Annotated in this window: 15 protein-coding genes; 3 read left to right on the top strand and 12 right to left on the bottom strand. The window is 65.1% G+C overall.

Translation table 11 applies throughout. The annotated features are described in order from the left end of the window. Window positions 1–2 precede the first annotated feature (2 nt). From ACVOMC_RS06355 to ACVOMC_RS06310, 10 genes are all read right to left on the bottom strand, one after another. Complete coding sequence (locus ACVOMC_RS06355) at window positions 3–1,256, bottom strand: rhamnosyltransferase WsaF family glycosyltransferase (RefSeq protein WP_481523274.1); 1,254 nt, start codon at window positions 1,254–1,256, stop codon at window positions 3–5. Beyond that, window positions 1,253–3,088 (bottom strand): glycosyltransferase family 2 protein, encoded by a 1,836-nt coding sequence (locus ACVOMC_RS06350; protein ID WP_481523273.1) that lies wholly within the window; start codon window positions 3,086–3,088, stop codon window positions 1,253–1,255. The genes ACVOMC_RS06355 and ACVOMC_RS06350 overlap by 4 nt, the downstream gene beginning before the upstream one ends. 52 nt (window positions 3,089–3,140) lie before the next feature. Next, window positions 3,141–4,562 carry a class I SAM-dependent methyltransferase gene (locus ACVOMC_RS06345; RefSeq protein ID WP_481523272.1) on the bottom strand — a complete coding sequence of 474 codons (1,422 nt, stop codon included), beginning with the start codon at window positions 4,560–4,562 and terminating at the stop codon, window positions 3,141–3,143. After that, window positions 4,543–5,667 carry an ABC transporter ATP-binding protein gene (locus tag ACVOMC_RS06340; RefSeq protein ID WP_481523334.1) on the bottom strand — a complete coding sequence of 375 codons (1,125 nt, stop codon included), beginning with the start codon at window positions 5,665–5,667 and terminating at the stop codon, window positions 4,543–4,545. Before ACVOMC_RS06340 ends, ACVOMC_RS06345 begins: the two co-directional genes overlap by 20 nt. Window positions 5,668–5,768: 101 nt before the next feature. Then, entirely contained in the window at window positions 5,769–6,551 is a 783-nt protein-coding gene (locus tag ACVOMC_RS06335) for an ABC transporter permease (protein ID WP_481523271.1), read from the bottom strand. A gap of 3 nt (window positions 6,552–6,554) precedes the next feature. Continuing rightward, window positions 6,555–7,751: a cystathionine gamma-synthase gene (locus ACVOMC_RS06330; RefSeq protein ID WP_481523270.1), complete on the bottom strand. Its 1,197-nt coding sequence runs from the start codon at window positions 7,749–7,751 to the stop codon at window positions 6,555–6,557. A gap of 96 nt (window positions 7,752–7,847) precedes the next feature. Then, window positions 7,848–9,218, bottom strand: coding sequence for a pyridoxal-phosphate dependent enzyme (locus ACVOMC_RS06325; protein WP_481523269.1), 1,371 nt, complete (start codon window positions 9,216–9,218; stop codon window positions 7,848–7,850). A gap of 177 nt (window positions 9,219–9,395) precedes the next feature. Next, window positions 9,396–9,614: an HP1242/YdcH family protein gene (locus tag ACVOMC_RS06320; protein ID WP_054658314.1), complete on the bottom strand. Its 219-nt coding sequence runs from the start codon at window positions 9,612–9,614 to the stop codon at window positions 9,396–9,398. A gap of 328 nt (window positions 9,615–9,942) precedes the next feature. Then, window positions 9,943–10,824 (bottom strand): OmpA family protein, encoded by an 882-nt coding sequence (locus ACVOMC_RS06315; protein WP_481523268.1) that lies wholly within the window; start codon window positions 10,822–10,824, stop codon window positions 9,943–9,945. After that, on the bottom strand, window positions 10,824–11,210 hold the full coding sequence (locus ACVOMC_RS06310; protein WP_057506367.1) for a DUF4398 domain-containing protein: 387 nt from the start codon (window positions 11,208–11,210) through the stop codon (window positions 10,824–10,826). The genes ACVOMC_RS06315 and ACVOMC_RS06310 overlap by 1 nt, the downstream gene beginning before the upstream one ends. A gap of 98 nt (window positions 11,211–11,308) precedes the next feature. On the opposite strand from ACVOMC_RS06310, the gene ACVOMC_RS06305 reads away from it, so the two are divergent. After that, window positions 11,309–12,442: a PilT/PilU family type 4a pilus ATPase gene (locus ACVOMC_RS06305; RefSeq protein ID WP_481523267.1), complete on the top strand. Its 1,134-nt coding sequence runs from the start codon at window positions 11,309–11,311 to the stop codon at window positions 12,440–12,442. A gap of 83 nt (window positions 12,443–12,525) precedes the next feature. Here the strand turns inward: ACVOMC_RS06305 and maiA are convergent, their stop codons facing one another. Further along, window positions 12,526–13,182, bottom strand: a complete 657-nt coding sequence (gene maiA, locus ACVOMC_RS06300) for a maleylacetoacetate isomerase (protein WP_481523266.1) — start codon at window positions 13,180–13,182, stop codon at window positions 12,526–12,528. Window positions 13,183–13,271: 89 nt separating this feature from the next. Further along, the gene (locus ACVOMC_RS06295) at window positions 13,272–14,261 is read right to left on the bottom strand and encodes a fumarylacetoacetate hydrolase family protein (RefSeq protein ID WP_481523265.1); all 990 of its coding nucleotides are present in this window, start codon (window positions 14,259–14,261) and stop codon (window positions 13,272–13,274) included. Between the two features lie 371 nt (window positions 14,262–14,632). Here ACVOMC_RS06295 and ACVOMC_RS06290 point away from each other — a divergent pair, with 371 nt between their 5' ends. Both ACVOMC_RS06290 and queD read left to right on the top strand, forming a co-directional pair. Further along, window positions 14,633–16,036, top strand: coding sequence for a DEAD/DEAH box helicase (locus ACVOMC_RS06290; RefSeq protein ID WP_481523264.1), 1,404 nt, complete (start codon window positions 14,633–14,635; stop codon window positions 16,034–16,036). 103 nt (window positions 16,037–16,139) lie between these two features. Continuing rightward, window positions 16,140–16,496: a 6-carboxytetrahydropterin synthase QueD gene (gene queD / locus ACVOMC_RS06285; RefSeq protein WP_481523263.1), complete on the top strand. Its 357-nt coding sequence runs from the start codon at window positions 16,140–16,142 to the stop codon at window positions 16,494–16,496. Window positions 16,497–16,603: the final 107 nt, after the last annotated feature.

The following is a 16,603-nucleotide window of genomic DNA, read 5'->3' as shown; positions in this document are numbered from 1 at the left end:
AGTCAGTCGTCTGCCAGCACTCGGCTGTGCACGTCGCTGGCAATACGGGCGAACTCGCCCTGGCCGAGCAGGGCATGATCGCTTCCGGCAACGGCACTCTGCATCATGCCGCGCTGTTCAAACGCATCCACCAGCGCCACAAGCCCCGCACAGATCGCCTCGGGGGTCATGCTGTCGAGCGAATGCACGTTGGCCACGGTCTGGTCCAGCCGCTTGTTGTCATAGCGGTTGGTCAGCACCTCCATGCCGAACGCGGCCATTTCCAGCGGCGGATAACTGGGGTGCGGTGAGACCATCAAGGACAGACCGATCGCCGACGTCGACAGCAGCCGGGCGTACGCATCGATATCCAGCTTGCCGAGCGCCTTCAACGCAAACGGGCCCAGATCCAGGTCGGCCTGCAGTTCACCCGGTGCCGCCACCTCCCACTGCCTCGCGCGCGGGTCCTTCCAGCCCCACAGGCGCAGGCCCTCGCAGATCAGCTCGAATGCATTGCGCGGCGTGCCCGGGCGCGCGTAGACAACGATGCGCCGCTGGCGGGGAACAGCAGCATCACGGACCTGCTGCAGCGCTGGGCGCAGCCCGTCATGCAGAACCGGTTCGAACACCGAACGCTTCTCGTAGCGCAGGCCATGCTGCTCGAAGAACCCCGCAAGCAGGGTCGTGTTGAAGATGCCGATGTCGCGCGCAGGGCGGTACGTGCTCAGCGACAGCGCGTACTGGCTCGACCAAGCATAGAACCCCGGCTCGAAGTCCTGGATGAGATAGATCATCGGGCGATCAATGCCGCCGTTGTCGCCCTGCCATTGCGACATGCGCTGCGCTGCATACGCCGTCCACCAGGCGGTGGCCACCCAGACGTCCTCGCCGGCCACCGGCAGGGTCTTCTGGTAGCGGTCGCTGAACGGCACGATCTGCCGCATCGCCGTGGAGGACTGGTCCGCAGGCACCAGCACGTGGTCGGAGAAGCGCGAAAGCGCTTCTTCATCCGGCGAACTGTCGACCAGGATGATCCGCGATGCGGGGAAGTAACGGCACAGCTCGCGGTAGATCAGCACGGCGGTATGGATGCCACCGAAGTAATGCTGCTTGTTGATCGACGGCAGCACCAGATTCAGCCGCTTGCCCTCCCAAGGGTCATGCCGGGGGGTACAGGGGGTGATCTCGGCAACGTGGGTGTTCGGCGTGGGCACACCGGGAGCGCTCGCATCCAGGCGCGCGGCAATGCGCCGCAGCAGGTGACCCAGACGGCTCATTGCACGCTCCCGCGGAGACGCGGTGAAGACGCCATGTAGTCCAGATTCGGGCTGAAGAACGGATCGCCTTCTTCGCGATACGGCGAGTACGCCTCGGCCGAGCGCACGAAATCGCTTTCCGGAATCGCACGCGGATCGCGCGTCTTGGATTCGTGGTGGATCATCACCGAACGGGCCACGTACACCGTGGACAGGCCGCGCTGCCGGGCGCGCAGGCACAGCTCGACGTCGCTTCCGCACACGATGAAGGTCTCATCGAATCCACCCAGGGCATCGAAGGTTTCCCGCGCCACCACCATGCAGGCACCGGTAACCGCGAGCACCTGGCGCTGGAGCACGGGGGACACGAAGAGATTCTGGCTGTGTACCGGCGCCTCTCCCTTGAACACATGGTCGGCCCAGCCACCCATGCCGATAACGACACCGGCGTGCTGGATGGTCCTGTCGCCGTACAGCAGCAACGGACCACAAACGCCCACGTCGGGGCGAAGTGCGTTCTCGGCCAGCCGCTGCAGCCAGTCGCCGTCGATGACTTCGGTGTCGTTGTTGAGGAATACCAGGACCTCGCCCTTCGCTTCGCGGGCGGCGAGATTGTTCAACGCAGACCAGTTGAACGGCACATCGGCAGCCAGCACCCGGAAGTTCGCGCGGCGGGACATGTCGCGCAGCCACGCCAGGGTTTCCGGCTTGCTGGAACCATTGTCGACGACAATGATCTCGAACGCCGGGTAATTGGTCTTCGCATAGAGCGATTCCACGCAGGTCTGCAGGAGATCCAGGCCATCCCGGGTCGGAATGATGATGCTCGCCAGCGGCCCCTTGTCTGCATAGGGATAGCGCACGTCATAGCAGAACAGATTGCTGCCATCGTCCACGTGCGAGCCCGGATGACGTCGCTGCACGTGATCCTGCAGCGCGCGCTTCCCGGCATCGTGGGCATAGGGCTTGGAGTCCGCATTGGCGGCCGTCGAGCCTGCATGCGCGCGCCAGTGATACATCACCCTCGGCACATGTGCCACATTGGCACCGGTAGCAACGCAACGCAGGACCAGATCGTAATCCTGCGAACCATCGCAGTCGCTGCGCAGCCCCCCCATCTTGCGGACCAGATCGGCATCGAAGCTGACCAGGTGCCCCAGGTACATCTGCGACAGGAACAGATCTTCGTTCCAGTAGGGCTTGAAGTACGGGTGGCGCAGCCGGCCGTCGTCCCCCAGCACATCGTGGTCGGTATAGACGATCTGGGCGTTCTGCGACGCGTGACATGCGACCACGGCCGCCAGCGCATCCGGCTCCAGCAGGTCGTCGTGGTCGAGGAAGGTAATCCAGCGTCCGCTTGCAAGCTCGATGGCGGCATTGGTGGTGGCTGCGATGCCCTGGCGGGTGGTCGAGCGCGATACCCGCAGGTTCGGCAACCGGGCGCCCAGCTCGTCGAGCACGCGGGCGACCTGCGGCTGGTCGGATGCGTCGTCGTGGATGCAGAGTTCCCAATGCGGATAGGTCTGCGCGGCTACGCTTTCGATGGCTTCACGCAGGAAGCTTTCCGGCGTGTTGCAGACAGGCATCACGATGCTGACCAAGCCTAGGTTGGCGGGCACCGCCACGGCAGGCTGCCGCTCCAGCCACGTCGCATAGGCGTCTGGTGTGGCCGCAGGTGCCGGCGCGGCGGGCGCACTGGCGTAGGAGAATATCTTGCGGATCAGGTGGCGCGGGCCCTTGCGCGACGCAGCGATCACGGCCGACATCAAGCTTCCCGCACTCACGCCATTGGACTGCGCGCGGCGCAGGCTCCAGTACATGGCAACGAACAATCTGCGAATCTTGGACACCATCAAAAAATCTCCTTGCTCGTACGGCACGCCATGCAGGTATCGGCGGCGTTCATCACTGGATCACCCAAGCGACAATAAAACCTGCGGCACTACCGAACACCGCCAGGCCCACCATGGCCATCTTCCATTTCTTTCGCGACCGCAGATATGCCCCGGCGTTATCGGCGATCTGCTGCTCCAGGCGCTTGCGCTCATCGGCAGCCTTCTGCGTGGTGTCGGCGATCTGCTGCTCCAAGCGCTTGCGCTCATCGGCAGCCTTCTGCGTGGTGTCGGCGATCTTCATCTCCAACCGCAGGCGCTCGTCTGCTGCCGCCTGCGCTGCATCAGCCATCGTCTGGGTCAGTTGCAGGCGGTGCGCCTCGGCTGCCTGCGCCTCAACCCGCAGCTGCTCTTCCAGTCGGTGCCGTTCTTCCGCCATCTCCGCTGAAAGCCGCTCGCACTCGGCCTGCCCGCCGAGGATGGCCTGCTGCTGTTCGGCATGCCGCGCCTCCCAGTCGCGTTGGCATTCCGCATGCGTCTGGTCTCCGGCATCCTTCGCCGCCTGCAGCCTCTGCACGATGCCGGCGGTCGCGGCCCACTCCGACTTGGCCACCCCCAGGTCGGCAATATAGGCGTCCAGCATGCGCACGGTGGAATCCCACTCGCGCTCGGAGTTCTGCGTGCGCAACGCCAGTTCGCGAAGACCTTCGGCCAGGCCGGATAACAGGCGCGTGGCTTCCTCGTCTTTCTCCGACTGGAACGGCGGACGCGCCTTCAGCTGGGCAACCGCTTCGGGCTGGCGCACGGCCACGTAATAGTCACGATAGGGCTCGTCGCTGTGGTCGCCGGCGAACACCCGGCTGTTGTACAGGCGGTCGGCGGCGCCCACCAGGGGCTCCAGCTCCGGGAACTTGACCTTGATGAAATGAGCGCCCATGAGGCTCGACCACAGCGTTGCGTTGCCCTGGCCAAAGTGCTGCACGTGCAGGCCACCGGCCTCGAAGGCCTGCACCACTTCGACGGTATCGACCAGGCCGAATTCCTTGTGCTCCTGCAGCCACACGTAATCTTCGCCGAACAATTCGCGCCAGCGCTCGTTGGCGACGATTTCGGCCTGCTGTACCCAGGGCCGGTCGGGCGGGAAGCCCACGATCACGGCAGTGCCGGCCACGCGGCCCATTTCGGAGATCGCACGCGCACGCAGATGCGCGGAGATATGTTCGATCACATCCAGGGACACGACCGCATCGAAGGACTGATCGGCGAACGGCAACGCGGTCGCATCGGCGACCACGAAATCCTTTTCGTCACCCTCTGCATGCAGGTCGGTGTACAGGAACGACGCCGACGGCAGGAACTGCCCGAGCAGGCGCTGACGGTTGGCCCCCACTTCCAGGATGCGCGCATTCTGCAGGCCCAGCGATGTGAGCAGGTGCGCAGCGGCGGCGTAGCGCTGGTAATGGTCGAACGGAATGTCAAGCAGCGTCGGAGTCATGGACCTTCCACTCATGGGGGATGTAGACAACGCCTTCGCTGAAATACGGCGCGGCCACGGTGAAGACGCTGGCCTCGGTCAGGTAGTCCAGGCAGACTAGGCCCTTGTCGGTGAACAGGCCAACGTCGACGCGATACGTCCCGGTGAGCAGGGGCATCGACGGAATGTGGTACGTGACCCGGTGCGAACCTCGGGAGGTGGGGATCGACACGCGTTCCAGATAGGTATTGGGTCCAAAAATGTGCAACCCGTCCATGCCCTTGATGGCAACGCCGAGCAGGAGCCCCTGGATGGACTCGTCCGTGACGGTATAGCTGATGTCCACGCTGAGCGGCTCGAAAGGCGCCAGCATGTCGGTACTCAACGCCACCGTCTCCAGGTGCGCCGGAAGGCGTTCGGCGTCGGGCAGCTCACGGCAGACGACGGCAGCATCGGTCGCCAGTTCACGACCCAGCTCGTAATCGCGGAACCGGTCCGCCACGAAGCTGGCCTCGCCATGCAGCTTGACCTTGCCCCCTTCAAGCCACAATGCGGTCTGGCAGAAGCGCTTAACCTGCTCCAGCGAATGGGAGACGAACAGGATCGTCGCTCCCCGCGCGCGGATCTGCTCGATACGCGCGAGACACTTCATCTGGAAACGGATATCGCCCACGGACAGGGCTTCATCGATGATGAGCACGTCGGGTTCGGTATGGATCGCCACCGAGAAGGCCAGGCGCACATACATACCGCTTGAGTAGGTCTTCACCGGGCGATCAAAGAAGTCCCCGATGTCGGCGAAGGCGATGATCGCCTCCAGCTTCTCATCGACTTCCTTGCGCCCCAGCCCGAGCAGAGACGCACTGAGATACACGTTGTCGCGGCCGGAGAAGTCGGGGTTGAAGCCCGCGCCAAGCTCCAGCAGCGCGGCAAAGCGACCGCGGATGGCCACCGTACCCGAGGTCGGCTGGACCGTGCCGCAGAGGATCTGCAGCAGCGTGGACTTGCCCGCGCCGTTACGTCCAATGATGCCCACGGTCTCCCCGCGTGGCACGACCAGGTTGACGCCGTCCAGGGCACGGAAGGTTCTCCGCGCGCGGTCACCGGAAGGCTTGAGCAACGACATCAATCGTTCGCGTGGACTGGAATAGACGGGGTAGTCCTTGGTCACCGCAAGCATTTCGATCGCCGCGTCGGGATCTGCGCGAGTAGCGTTGTGCGAGCCGTTCATAGGACGTCCGAGAAGCCGCGCGACAGGCGACGGAAGAGGGCGTAGGAAACCAGCGCCGCGATCACCGACAGGGTGAAATGCGGAAGCAGGGCCATGGGATCCGGCGGCAGGTTCTGCACGGTCACCGCGCGCAGCTGTTCGATCGGCGTCACCAGCGGATTGAAGTAGATCAGGCCCTTCACCGATTCCGGCATGGCCTTGGACGGGAAGAAGATCGGACTGAGGAACAGCAGCATGCTGCTCAGGATGCCGACGAACTGGCCGATGTCGCGCAGATAGACACCCAGCGCGGACAGCGACCAGGCCACGGCCAGCAGCATGGGCATCATCTCAAGGAGAATCAGCGGCGAGGCAAGCACCCATGCGGACGGCATGCCCGATTGCCACACCTGTGCGATCAGCAGGATCACCAGCCCGATGCCTGCCGTCGTCAGGGCCGCAGCCACCTTCACCACCGAAAGCACCGGCAGGGGGAAGACCACCTTCTTCACGAAGTTGGGCTGCCCCGCGATGATGCCCGGCGCCGTCATCAGCACTTCCGACAACAACGTGAACGGAATCAGCCCGGCGAACAGCATCAAGGCGAAATCGGCGGTGGACTCGGCACCGGCCCAGCGCGCCTTGAAGATGCCGCTGAAAATCAACGTGTATACGGCCAGCATCAGCAGCGGCTGCAGCACGAGCCACAGCACGCCTAGGGTGGTGGTGCGATAGCGCGCGGCGAGCTCCCGCCCGAGCAGCTGACGGAAGAGGAAAAACAGGTTGGCGTGCTTCTGCATGTATCAGGCGTTCCCTGCGGACAGTGCCTGCTCGAGATCCACCTGCAGGTCCCCCAGCTCCTCCACGCCCACGCTCAGCCGTACCAGCGCATCGCTGATGCCCAGCTGGGCGCGGCGTTCCACCGGGATCGAGGCATGGGTCATCACGGCCGGGTGGTTGACCAGGCTTTCCACGCCGCCGAGCGACTCGGCCAGGGTGAACAGCTCGGTCTTCTCGCAGAAGCGCTTGGCCGCCTCGAAACCGCCCTTGAGGACGATCGAGACGATGCCGCCGTAGCCCGCCATCTGCCTGCCAGCCAGTTCGTGCTGCGGGTGCGAGGCCAGGCCCGGGTAGATCACCTTTTCAATCGCCGGGTGGGTTTCCAGCCACTGCGCCAGTTCAAGCGCATTGGCGCAGTGCGCCTTCATGCGCAGCGGCAGGGTCTTCAGGCCGCGCAGGGCCAGGAAGCTGTCGAACGGGCCCTGCACGCCACCCACCGAGTTCTGCAGGAACGCCATCTGCTCGGCCAACTCGGCGTTGTCGCCGACCACCACCATGCCACCCACCATGTCGGAATGGCCGTTGAGGTATTTGGTGGCCGAATGCAGCACCAGGTCCGCACCCAGCGCCAGTGGACGCTGCAGCATCGGCGAGGCGAACGTGTTGTCCACCACCACGAGCAGGCCATGGCGCTTGGCAATGGCCGAGACCGCGGCGATGTCCACGATCTTCAGCATCGGGTTGGTGGGCGTTTCGATCCACACCATCTTCGTCTTGGGCGTGATCGCCGCTTCGAACGCGGCCAGATCAGTCAGGTCGGCAAAGCTGAAGTCCAGCCCGGCAGTACGCCGGCGCACGCGCTCGAACAGGCGGAAGCTGCCGCCATAGATATCATCCATCGCCACCACATGGCTGCCGGCGTCCAGCAGCTCAATGACGGTGGAACTGGCCGCCATCCCCGAGGCAAAGGCAAAGCCACGCGTACCGCCTTCCAGCGACGCCACACAGCGCTCGTAGGCGAACCGGGTGGGGTTGTGCGTGCGCGAGTACTCGAAGCCCTGATGCTCGCCCGGACTGGACTGGGCATAGGTCGAGGTCGCGTAGATCGGCGGCATTACGGCGCCGGTACTCGGGTCGGGCGACTGCCCGCCGTGGATGGCCAGAGTGGCAAGCGACAAACTGCGCTCGCCATCCTGGCTGCGCGTTATGTGATCCGTCATGGCGGCTTCCAGCGAAGGGGGCGGAATTTTAGCAGACTGGCCTGAACCGCCCACGGGAAAGGGCGATTCTTGACGCAGCACACATTAATTTCGACGTTACTGAACCCGGCGACGCAAATAGTTCAGCAGGTCGATGCGGGTGATCAGACCGAGAAACACCTCGCCGTCGGTGATGATCGCCACCTGGCCGCGATCGAACACCGGCAGCAGCGCCTCGATCGGCGACTTCACGTCCAGCTTCTCCAGCTTGCTGACCATCGCCACCGACACCGGATCGCGGAACCGGGCTTCGTCGCCGTACACGTGCAGCAGCACGTCGCTCTCGTCGATGATGCCAACCAGCTGGTTGCCTTCCATCACCGGCAGCTGCGACACGTCATACAGCTTCATGCGCTGGTAGGCGGTGGTCAGCAGGTCCTTCGGACCCACCACCACGGTGTCGCGCTGGCTGTACGGGCGCAGGATGAGGTCGCGCAGGTCGCCGTGCTGCGGGCGCTGCAGGAAGCCGTTGTCCAGCATCCAGTAGTCGTTGTACATCTTGGACAGATACTTGTTGCCGGTATCGCATACCAGCACCAGCACCTTCTTGGGTACGATCTGCTCGCGGCAGTACTTCAGCGCGGCCGCCAGCAGGGTGCCGGTGGAGGAACCGCCCAGAATGCCCTCCTTGCCCAGCAGCTCGCGCGCGGTGTGGAAACTTTCCGCATCGCTGATCGAGTACGCCTTCTTGACCCGGCTGAAATCAGCGATGTCCGGCAGGAAATCCTCACCGATGCCTTCCACCAGCCAGCTGCCGGACTTCTCGCTCAGCGTGCCTTCGTTGATGTACTGGGTCAGGATCGAGCCGACCGGGTCGGCCAGCACCAGCTCGGTCTTGGGCGAGAGCTTGGCAAAGGCGCGCGACAGACCGGTCATGGTGCCGGAGCTGCCGCAGCCGAACACGATCGCATCCAGCTCGCCGCCCATCTGCGCGATGATTTCCGGGCCGGTACCGAACTCGTGCGCGGCCGGGTTGTCCGGGTTGCCAAACTGGTTGATGAAGTAGGCGCCCGGGGTCTGCTCGGCCACGGTCTTGGCCAGGTCCTGGTAGTACTCCGGATGGCCTTTGGCCACGTCCGAACGGGTCAGCACCACCTCGGCGCCCATGGCCTTGAGGTTGAAGATCTTCTCCCGGCTCATCTTGTCCGGAACGACCAGGATCAGCTTGTAGCCCTTCTGCTGGGCGACCAGCGCCAGGCCCAGGCCGGTGTTGCCGGCGGTGCCCTCGACCAGTGTCGCACCGGGCTTGAGATCACCACGTTTCTCGGCGGCCTCGATCATCGACAGACCGATGCGATCCTTGATCGACCCGCCCGGGTTGGAACTCTCCAGCTTCAGGTACAGCTCGCAGACGCCCGCATCCAGACGCTGGGCCTTGATGATGGGCGTGTTGCCAATGAGTTCGAGGACGGAGGAATGGATGGGCATCGGAGGGTTTCGCATCGCGCCGCAACTGCGGCCGGACCGTCGATTATCCGATGGATGTGCCGGAAAGTCAGGCAACGGACGGTGCTTGCGTCATTCCCCGCGGAGTGACGCGGACGACAGCGGTTGACGAGTAGGCCGCCATCGCCCGCGACAGGAGCGGTATTGCGGGGGGAAGGTTCAGTTCAACGCACTTTCATAGATCCGCAGGAGCTTCTGCTTGGCCAGCAGTTTTTCCCGCTTCATCTGGCCCAACGTGACATCGTCGATGGGAAGCACACCCAGCCCGGCATCCATGCACTTCTTGTTCAACTTCTTGTGTTGCTGGTAGAGCTGCTTGAACTCGGGATCGGCTTTCATCAACGCATCGATTTTGCTCTGCGGCTGCCCTTCAAACATGACTACCTCCTTCAGCAGATACACAAACGCCCCGGCCTGGCGGCACGGGGCGTTGCGGGATTGGAGTGCCAAGACGCACCTGGAGGGAACCACCCGTCAGCCCCCGGCTATCGTGCCGGCGGTTGCCCGGTACTGGTTCGCGCCCCTGTTGCATCGGCTCGGCCCTCCGCTGTCCGGACGGCGAAAGTACCGCCAGGACGATTGACCCTACGCCTGCGAAAAGGTTCCGGCAAGCGCTATTGGCAACTGCCGGATAAATGCCTGGAACACGGCGCAGTCAGCCACGGAAAACAAACCAAAACATAACAATCTCAGCCAGTTACCCGGCTCAGGGCGCCACGATCACCTCCACCGAACGCGCCCGGGTCGAAGCGGCTTTCTTGCCGACCACCTGGATACGGTTGGCCGCAACCCCGCCCGCCACCAGCGCATCCTTCAGCGCCTGCGCACGCCGCTGGCCGACGCCATTGGCACTGTCGTAGCCCTCTATCACCACCCGGCCCTTCTTGCCGATGTTCAGGTACTCGGCCAGGGCCTTGGCCTGGTTGCGCGCGCCGGCCGACAGCGCCGCCTGCCCCGCGGCAAAGGCATCGCCGGCCAGGGTGAATACTTCCCCGCGACTGTCGAACTTCGAACCGGGCAGGCGTTGCCCGGAAACCAGTTCGGCCTCCTCGCGGGCCAGCTTGGCCGCGTTCTGCTGGGCGGCCGTCAGCCGCGCGGCCTGTTTGCCGGCCACACTGGTCAACGCGGTTTCGGCATCTTGGCGGGCCAGCGTCTCGGCTTCGGCCGCCAGCCGCATACGCTCGGCCTCTTCGGCCTGGATCTGCGCCTGGACGCGCAGGCGCTCGGCCTCCTGACGGGCACGGGCCGCTTCCCGACGGCTGGCTTCAATCAGCAATTCGGCACGGGTGCGCTCGAGCTGATCCACCTCGCGCCTTGCCACCGCCGCCCGGGCGCTGGCCTCGGCGATGGCGACCCGGCGCTCGGCCAGGTACCGGGCCGTATCCAGCTCCCGGCGCTTGGCCTTGGCCAGCGCGGCGATGGCCTGCTGCGCCTGCAGCTTCTCGAATGGCGCGACATCGGCAGTACGCATATCGGCCTGCAGCGCCACCAGCCGCTGGTTCAACAGCGCCACTGCCGGATCCTCGGCGGCCATGGCCGCCAACGGCAGGGCGAGCAGCCCGGCAACCAGCATGTTCCTGATACCCATCAGTGTCCCTCCCCGGTCGCCAACTGCTGTTGCAACTGCTGCACCTCGGCACGGCGCTGGGCCAGCTGGGCCTGTGCCACCGCCTCCTCGCTCAGGGCACGGGCCAAATCGGCATCGGCCGCCGCCCGCAGCGCCAGGACCGGGACCTGCTTGCGCTCGCGACGGTCGCCGGCGGCACGCTGCGCCTGTTCCAGTTGCTGGCGGGCCATGGCCATCGTGTCCGCGGCGTACTGGTCGGCATCGGCGCGGTCGGCGCGCTCCACCGCCTGCTGTGCGGCCAGCAGTTCGGCCGCGCCCGGATCCTGCGCGAAAGCACCGCTGGACAGGGCCAAACTGCAAACCACTGCATACAGGAAACGTCGTAATTGTGCGAAGCTAGGTTTCATTGGGGAGCCGTTGCCTGAGGGATTGTGCGCGGCCATTGTCGTCAAGCCTGCGGCGTGCTTGCAACGGCACGCCGCCGTTTGTTGGGGAAACATTGCGCATGGATATCGGCTATTTCCTGAAGCTGATGACCGAAAAGAACGCTTCGGACATGTTTTTGACCACCGGGGCGCCGGTCTATATCAAGATTGAAGGCAAGCTTTATCCACTGGGCAATACCGGCCTGCCACCGGGCATGGTCAAGAAAATCGCCTATTCGCTGATGGATGAGGGCCAGGTACCGCAGTTCGAGCGTGACCTGGAGCTCAATATGGCCATCGCGCTGGCCGATGCCGGCCGTTTCCGCGTCAACGTATTCAAGCAGCGCGGCGAAGTGGGCATGGTGATCCGTGCGATCAAGAGCAAGATCCCCAGCATCGAGGAGCTGCACCTGCCGCAGGTGCTCAAGGATGTGATCATGACCCCGCGCGGGCTGGTGCTGGTGGTCGGCTCGACCGGCTCGGGCAAGTCCACCTCGCTGGCCTCGATGATCGACCACCGCAACAGCACCTCCACCGGGCACATCCTCACCATCGAGGACCCGATCGAGTTCCTGCACAAGCACAAGATGTCCATCGTCAACCAGCGCGAAGTCGGCCTGGACACCCATGCCTTCCACAACGCGCTGAAGAACGCGATGCGCGAGGCGCCGGACGTGATCCTGATCGGCGAGATCCTCGACGCCGAGACCATGGAGGCGGCCATCGCCTTCGCCGAAACCGGCCACCTGTGCCTAGCCACGCTGCACTCCAACAACGCCGACCAGACGATCGAGCGCATCCTCAACTTCTTCCCGGAAACCGCGCACAAGAACGTGCTGATGAACCTGTCGCTGAACCTGCGCGCGGTGGTTTCACAGCGTCTGGTCAAAGGCAAGGATGGGCGCCGCCGGCCGGCCACCGAGGTGCTGATCAACACCCCGATGATCCGCGACCTGCTGCGCCGCGGCGAGGTGCACGCGATCAAGCAGGCGATGGAAGAGTCGCTGGAAGAGGGCATGCAGAGCTTTGACCAGTGCCTGTTCCGGATGGCCAAGGACGGCATCATCGAGCAGGAGGAAGCACTACGTGCGGCCGACTCGCGCGACGGGCTGGCGTTGAAGTTCCGCCTGTCCGAGGGCGGCAGCGGCGAGCTCGACCCGTATGCGGATTTCTCCGCTCCCGCCGCCGCACCGGCCATCACCCACGGCTTCTGAGCCCGGACGGCCGACCACGAAAAAGCCCCGCAGATGCGGGGCTTTTTACATTGCTGGACGCGGGACCGGGGCGGCCGCGGCAATCACGCCGCGTCGGGCTGGTTCTCCGGGCGGGCGCGGTCAAACGCCGGCAGCCCCAGGCAGGCCTGCTCGATCCGGACCAGGGTCGGATACGGCGCCAGATCCAGATGGAACCGGCGAGCGTTGTACAGCTGCGGTACCAGACAGCAGTCGGCCATGCCCGGGCTGTCGCCGTGACAGAAACGGCCGGTATCCTGCGATCCCACCAGCATGTCCTCCAGCGCCTGGAAGCCGGTCCGCATCCAGTGCAGGGTCCACAGGTCACGCTCGGCCTGCGGCACGTTCCACTCGCGATCAAAGAACTGCATCACCCGCAGGTTGTTGAGCGGATGGATATCGCAGGCCACCAGCTGCGCCAGCGCCCGCACGCGTGCGCGGCCGGCCGAGTCGTCCGGCAGCAGCGCCGGCTCGGGCCAGATCTCATCCAGGTACTCCAGGATCGCCAGCGACTGGGTCAGCACACGCTCGCCGTGGCGCAGCGCCGGCACCAGCTCCTGCGGATTGAGCGCGGCATAGTCGTCCGAATGCTGCTGGCCGCCATCGCGCACCAGGTGCACCGGCTCGATCGCGTATTCCCGCCCTTTCAGATTCAGGGCGATGCGCACGCGATAGGCCGCACTCGAGCGCCAATAGCTGTAGAGCTTCAGCTGTCCATCCATGTCCATGCCTCCCTGTTCATGCCTCAACCATAGCCACCGGCGGCGGGGTTTGCCTCACCGCCGGTCTGATCCCTGCGCCGTTGGCCGGATCAGGGCGCCTGGGCCGGCTCGATGCGCTGCTCGATCGCGCCGAAAATGCTGTTGCCGGCACGGTCGAACATCTCGATGCGGACCACGTCGCCGAAGCTCATGAATGGCGTAGACGGCTTGCCGTCACGCAACGCCTCCACGGTGCGCTGTTCGGCAAAGCAGGAGGCCCCCAGCGAGGTGTCCTCGTTGGCGATGGTGCCCGAACCGACAATCGCGCCGGCCGACAGCGGGCGGGTCTTGGCGGCGTGGGCGACCAGCTGGGAAAAATCGAACTGCATGTCCACGCCGGCCTCCGGTGCGCCGAACCACTGGTCATTGATGTGGGTGACCAGCGGCAGGTGCACCTTGTTGCCCTGCCAGGCCTCCCCCAGCTCGTCGGGGGTGACGAACACCGGGCTCAGCGCCGAGCGCGGCTTGGACTGCAGGAAACCGAAACCCTTGGCCAGTTCGCCCGGGATCAGGTTGCGCAAGGACACGTCGTTGACCAGCCCCACCAGCTGGATGTGGCCGGCCGCCTGCGCCGGGGTGACCGCCATCGGCACGTCATCGGTGATGACCACGATCTCGGCTTCCAGATCGATACCGTAGTCCTCGCTGACCACCTTGACCGCATCACGCGGGCCATAGAAACCGGCGCTGGTGGCCTGGTACATCAGCGGATCGGTGTAGAAGCTCTCCGGCACCTCGGCACCACGCGCCTTGCGCACCCGCGCCACGTGCGGCAGGTAGGCGCTGCCGTCGACGAATTCGTAGGCACGCGGCAGCGGTGCGGCCAGCGCCTCCATCTCCACCTCGAACGCCTCGGCCGCGTTGCCGTCGTTCAGCGCCTCGTACAGCGCGTTCAGGCGCGGCGCCAGGTTGGACCAGTCCTCCAGCGCCTGCTGCAAGGTGGCGGCAATACCGGTGGCCCGCACGGCGCGGGTCAGGTCACGCGAAACCACGATCAGGGTGCCGTCGCGGCCGCCTTCCTTCAGGGAACCAAGCTTCATGGGAACGTCCAGTCTGCAGAAGAAACAAGTTTCAAGTGTAATGAATTGGCCCGCATCCACACAGCCGTCCGTTTGAAAAGCTGAACGGGTGTTTTTGTACCGATCTCAACTATCCCTTAGACTATCGCGGTCTGCCAGCGGCCGTCCGTTTCCCTCAGGGACCGCCGGCGGTGCAGGACCAGCGGCCTTTTGGCCCGTCCGCCCGCCCGCCCCCACTCCGACGCCATTCGTCACGCATTCCAGCCAGCGCTTCGCGCTGGTTGCATCCAGATCTTGCAGCGCGGTTTACGGGAACGCTCCGAGATCAGCCGATCTTATCGATCAGCAACGCAGGTCCTTGCGGGCGTGCGTTATTTTCTTTGGAGTTCTCCATGTCGTTTGAAAATCTGGGCCTTGCGCCCTTCCTGCTGCGCGCGCTTTCCGAGCAGGGCTACGAAAACCCGACCCCGATCCAGGAGCAGGCCATTCCGCTGGCCCTGGAAGGTCACGATCTGCTGGCTGGCGCACAGACCGGTACCGGCAAGACCGCCGCGTTCGGCCTGCCGCTGCTGCAGCACCTGGGCACCGCGCCGCAGCCGGTCGGCAACGGTCCGCGCAAACCGCGGGCGCTGGTGCTGGCCCCGACCCGCGAGCTGGCCACCCAGGTGCATGACAGCCTGCGCGGCTACAGCAAGTACCTGCGCATCCCCAGCGCCTGCATCTACGGTGGCGTCGGCATGGGCAACCAGCTGGACGTGCTGCGCCGTGGCGTGGACCTGCTGGTCGCCTGCCCGGGCCGCCTGATCGACCACCTGGAGCGTCGCAGCATCGACCTGTCCGGGATCGAGATCCTGGTGCTGGACGAGGCCGACCGCATGCTCGACATGGGCTTTTTGCCCTCGATCAAGCGCATCCTGGCCAAGCTGCCGCGCCAGAACCGCCAGACCCTGCTGTTCTCGGCCACGTTCGAGGAGAGCATCAAGCAGCTGGCGCTGGAGTTCATGCACAACCCGAAGCAGATCCAGGTCACGCCGAAGAACACCGTGGCCGAGACCATCACCCACCGCGTGCATCCGGTCGATGGCAGCCGCAAGCGCGAGCTGCTGCTGCACCTGCTGGCCGAAGATTCCCGCGTGCAGACGCTGGTGTTCGGCCGCACCAAGCACGGTTGCGACAAGCTGGCCCAGTTCCTGGAGAAATCCGGCATCAAGACCGCCGCGATCCATGGCAACAAGAGCCAGGGCCAGCGCCTGCGTGCCCTGAGCGACTTCAAGGCCGGTCGCGTGACCGTGCTGGTGGCTACCGATATCGCCGCCCGTGGCATCGACATCAACGAGCTGCCCAAGGTCATCAACTACGACCTGCCGATGGTCCCGGAAGACTACGTGCACCGCATCGGCCGTACCGGCCGCAACGGCTCCACCGGTGAGGCGATCTCGCTGGTGGCGCAGGACGAGGCCAAGCTGCTGCGTCAGATCGTGCGCATGCTCGGTCGCGATATGGACATCACCGATGTGCCGGGTTTCGTGCCGCAGACCCCGATCCGCTGGGGCAACAGCGCGCCGGGCAAGGCCGAGCAACCCGGTGGCCAGAAGGCGCCGCGACGTGGCAACGGCGGCCATGCCGCGCGGCGCCCGACCGGCGACAGCCCGCGGGCGGGCCATGTCAACCACGGCGGTCCGCGCAAGCCGGCCAATGGCCAGCGTGTCGCGGCCGGACGCAGTGGCCCGCGTGATGGTCAGCCGCGCCGCCAGGGTGGCGGTGGCGGTGGCGGTCAGCGCCGTCCCAGCGCCTGATCCGCAGGCAGCCCCCAGCGAAAGGCCGGCATCTGCCGGCCTTTCGCTTTACCGAGATCCCCCATGCCGGCCTACCCGCCGGCCCCAGCGATACAATCAAGCCATGGATATTTTCAAGGTTTTCACCCTCGAGGCCGCCCACCGGCTGCCCAACGTCCCGACCGGCCACAAGTGCTCGCGCCTGCACGGCCATTCGTTCCGCGTTGAACTCAAGGTCAGCGGCGAACCGGGCGAGGACACCGGCTGGATCATGGATTTCAGCGATCTGAAAGCCGCCTTCCAACCGCTGTACGACCAGCTCGACCACCACTACCTCAATGACATTCCCGGCCTGGAAAACCCGACCAGCGAGCGTCTGGCGATGTGGATCTGGGAGCGCCTGAAGCCGGCGCTGCCGCTGCTGAGCGAAGTGACCGTGCACGAGACCTGCACCTCCGGCTGCAGCTACCGCGGCCCCTGAGGGACGCCTGCCGGCGACCCGGCGAAAACCGCCAGATTGCGCAGGCGCCCCGCGTTTTTCAGCAGGCCGGCCACCTGCAACCACTACGGGCCGCCGCCAGCCGGCAG

The organism is Stenotrophomonas sp. STEN014 (assembly GCF_056760315.1).
This window is presented reverse-complemented; position numbering and strand designations above follow the sequence as displayed.

Excerpts from the sequence above, each read along its gene's own strand:
- ACVOMC_RS06355 (WP_481523274.1), bottom strand. The coding sequence starts at position 1,256 with ATGAGCCGTCTGGGTCACCTGCTGCGGCGCATTGCCGCGCGCCTGGAT.
- ACVOMC_RS06350 (WP_481523273.1), bottom strand. The coding sequence starts at position 3,088 with ATGGTGTCCAAGATTCGCAGATTGTTCGTTGCCATGTACTGGAGCCTG.
- ACVOMC_RS06345 (WP_481523272.1), bottom strand. The coding sequence starts at position 4,562 with ATGACTCCGACGCTGCTTGACATTCCGTTCGACCATTACCAGCGCTAC.
- ACVOMC_RS06340 (WP_481523334.1), bottom strand. The coding sequence starts at position 5,667 with ATGTCGTTGCTCAAGCCTTCCGGTGACCGCGCGCGGAGAACCTTCCGT.
- ACVOMC_RS06335 (WP_481523271.1), bottom strand. The coding sequence starts at position 6,551 with ATGCAGAAGCACGCCAACCTGTTTTTCCTCTTCCGTCAGCTGCTCGGG.
- ACVOMC_RS06330 (WP_481523270.1), bottom strand. The coding sequence starts at position 7,751 with ATGACGGATCACATAACGCGCAGCCAGGATGGCGAGCGCAGTTTGTCG.
- ACVOMC_RS06325 (WP_481523269.1), bottom strand. The coding sequence starts at position 9,218 with ATGCCCATCCATTCCTCCGTCCTCGAACTCATTGGCAACACGCCCATC.
- ACVOMC_RS06320 (WP_054658314.1), bottom strand. The coding sequence starts at position 9,614 with ATGTTTGAAGGGCAGCCGCAGAGCAAAATCGATGCGTTGATGAAAGCC.
- ACVOMC_RS06315 (WP_481523268.1), bottom strand. The coding sequence starts at position 10,824 with ATGGGTATCAGGAACATGCTGGTTGCCGGGCTGCTCGCCCTGCCGTTG.
- ACVOMC_RS06310 (WP_057506367.1), bottom strand. The coding sequence starts at position 11,210 with ATGAAACCTAGCTTCGCACAATTACGACGTTTCCTGTATGCAGTGGTT.
- ACVOMC_RS06305 (WP_481523267.1), top strand. The coding sequence starts at position 11,309 with ATGGATATCGGCTATTTCCTGAAGCTGATGACCGAAAAGAACGCTTCG.
- maiA (WP_481523266.1), bottom strand. The coding sequence starts at position 13,182 with ATGGATGGACAGCTGAAGCTCTACAGCTATTGGCGCTCGAGTGCGGCC.
- ACVOMC_RS06295 (WP_481523265.1), bottom strand. The coding sequence starts at position 14,261 with ATGAAGCTTGGTTCCCTGAAGGAAGGCGGCCGCGACGGCACCCTGATC.
- ACVOMC_RS06290 (WP_481523264.1), top strand. The coding sequence starts at position 14,633 with ATGTCGTTTGAAAATCTGGGCCTTGCGCCCTTCCTGCTGCGCGCGCTT.
- queD (WP_481523263.1), top strand. The coding sequence starts at position 16,140 with ATGGATATTTTCAAGGTTTTCACCCTCGAGGCCGCCCACCGGCTGCCC.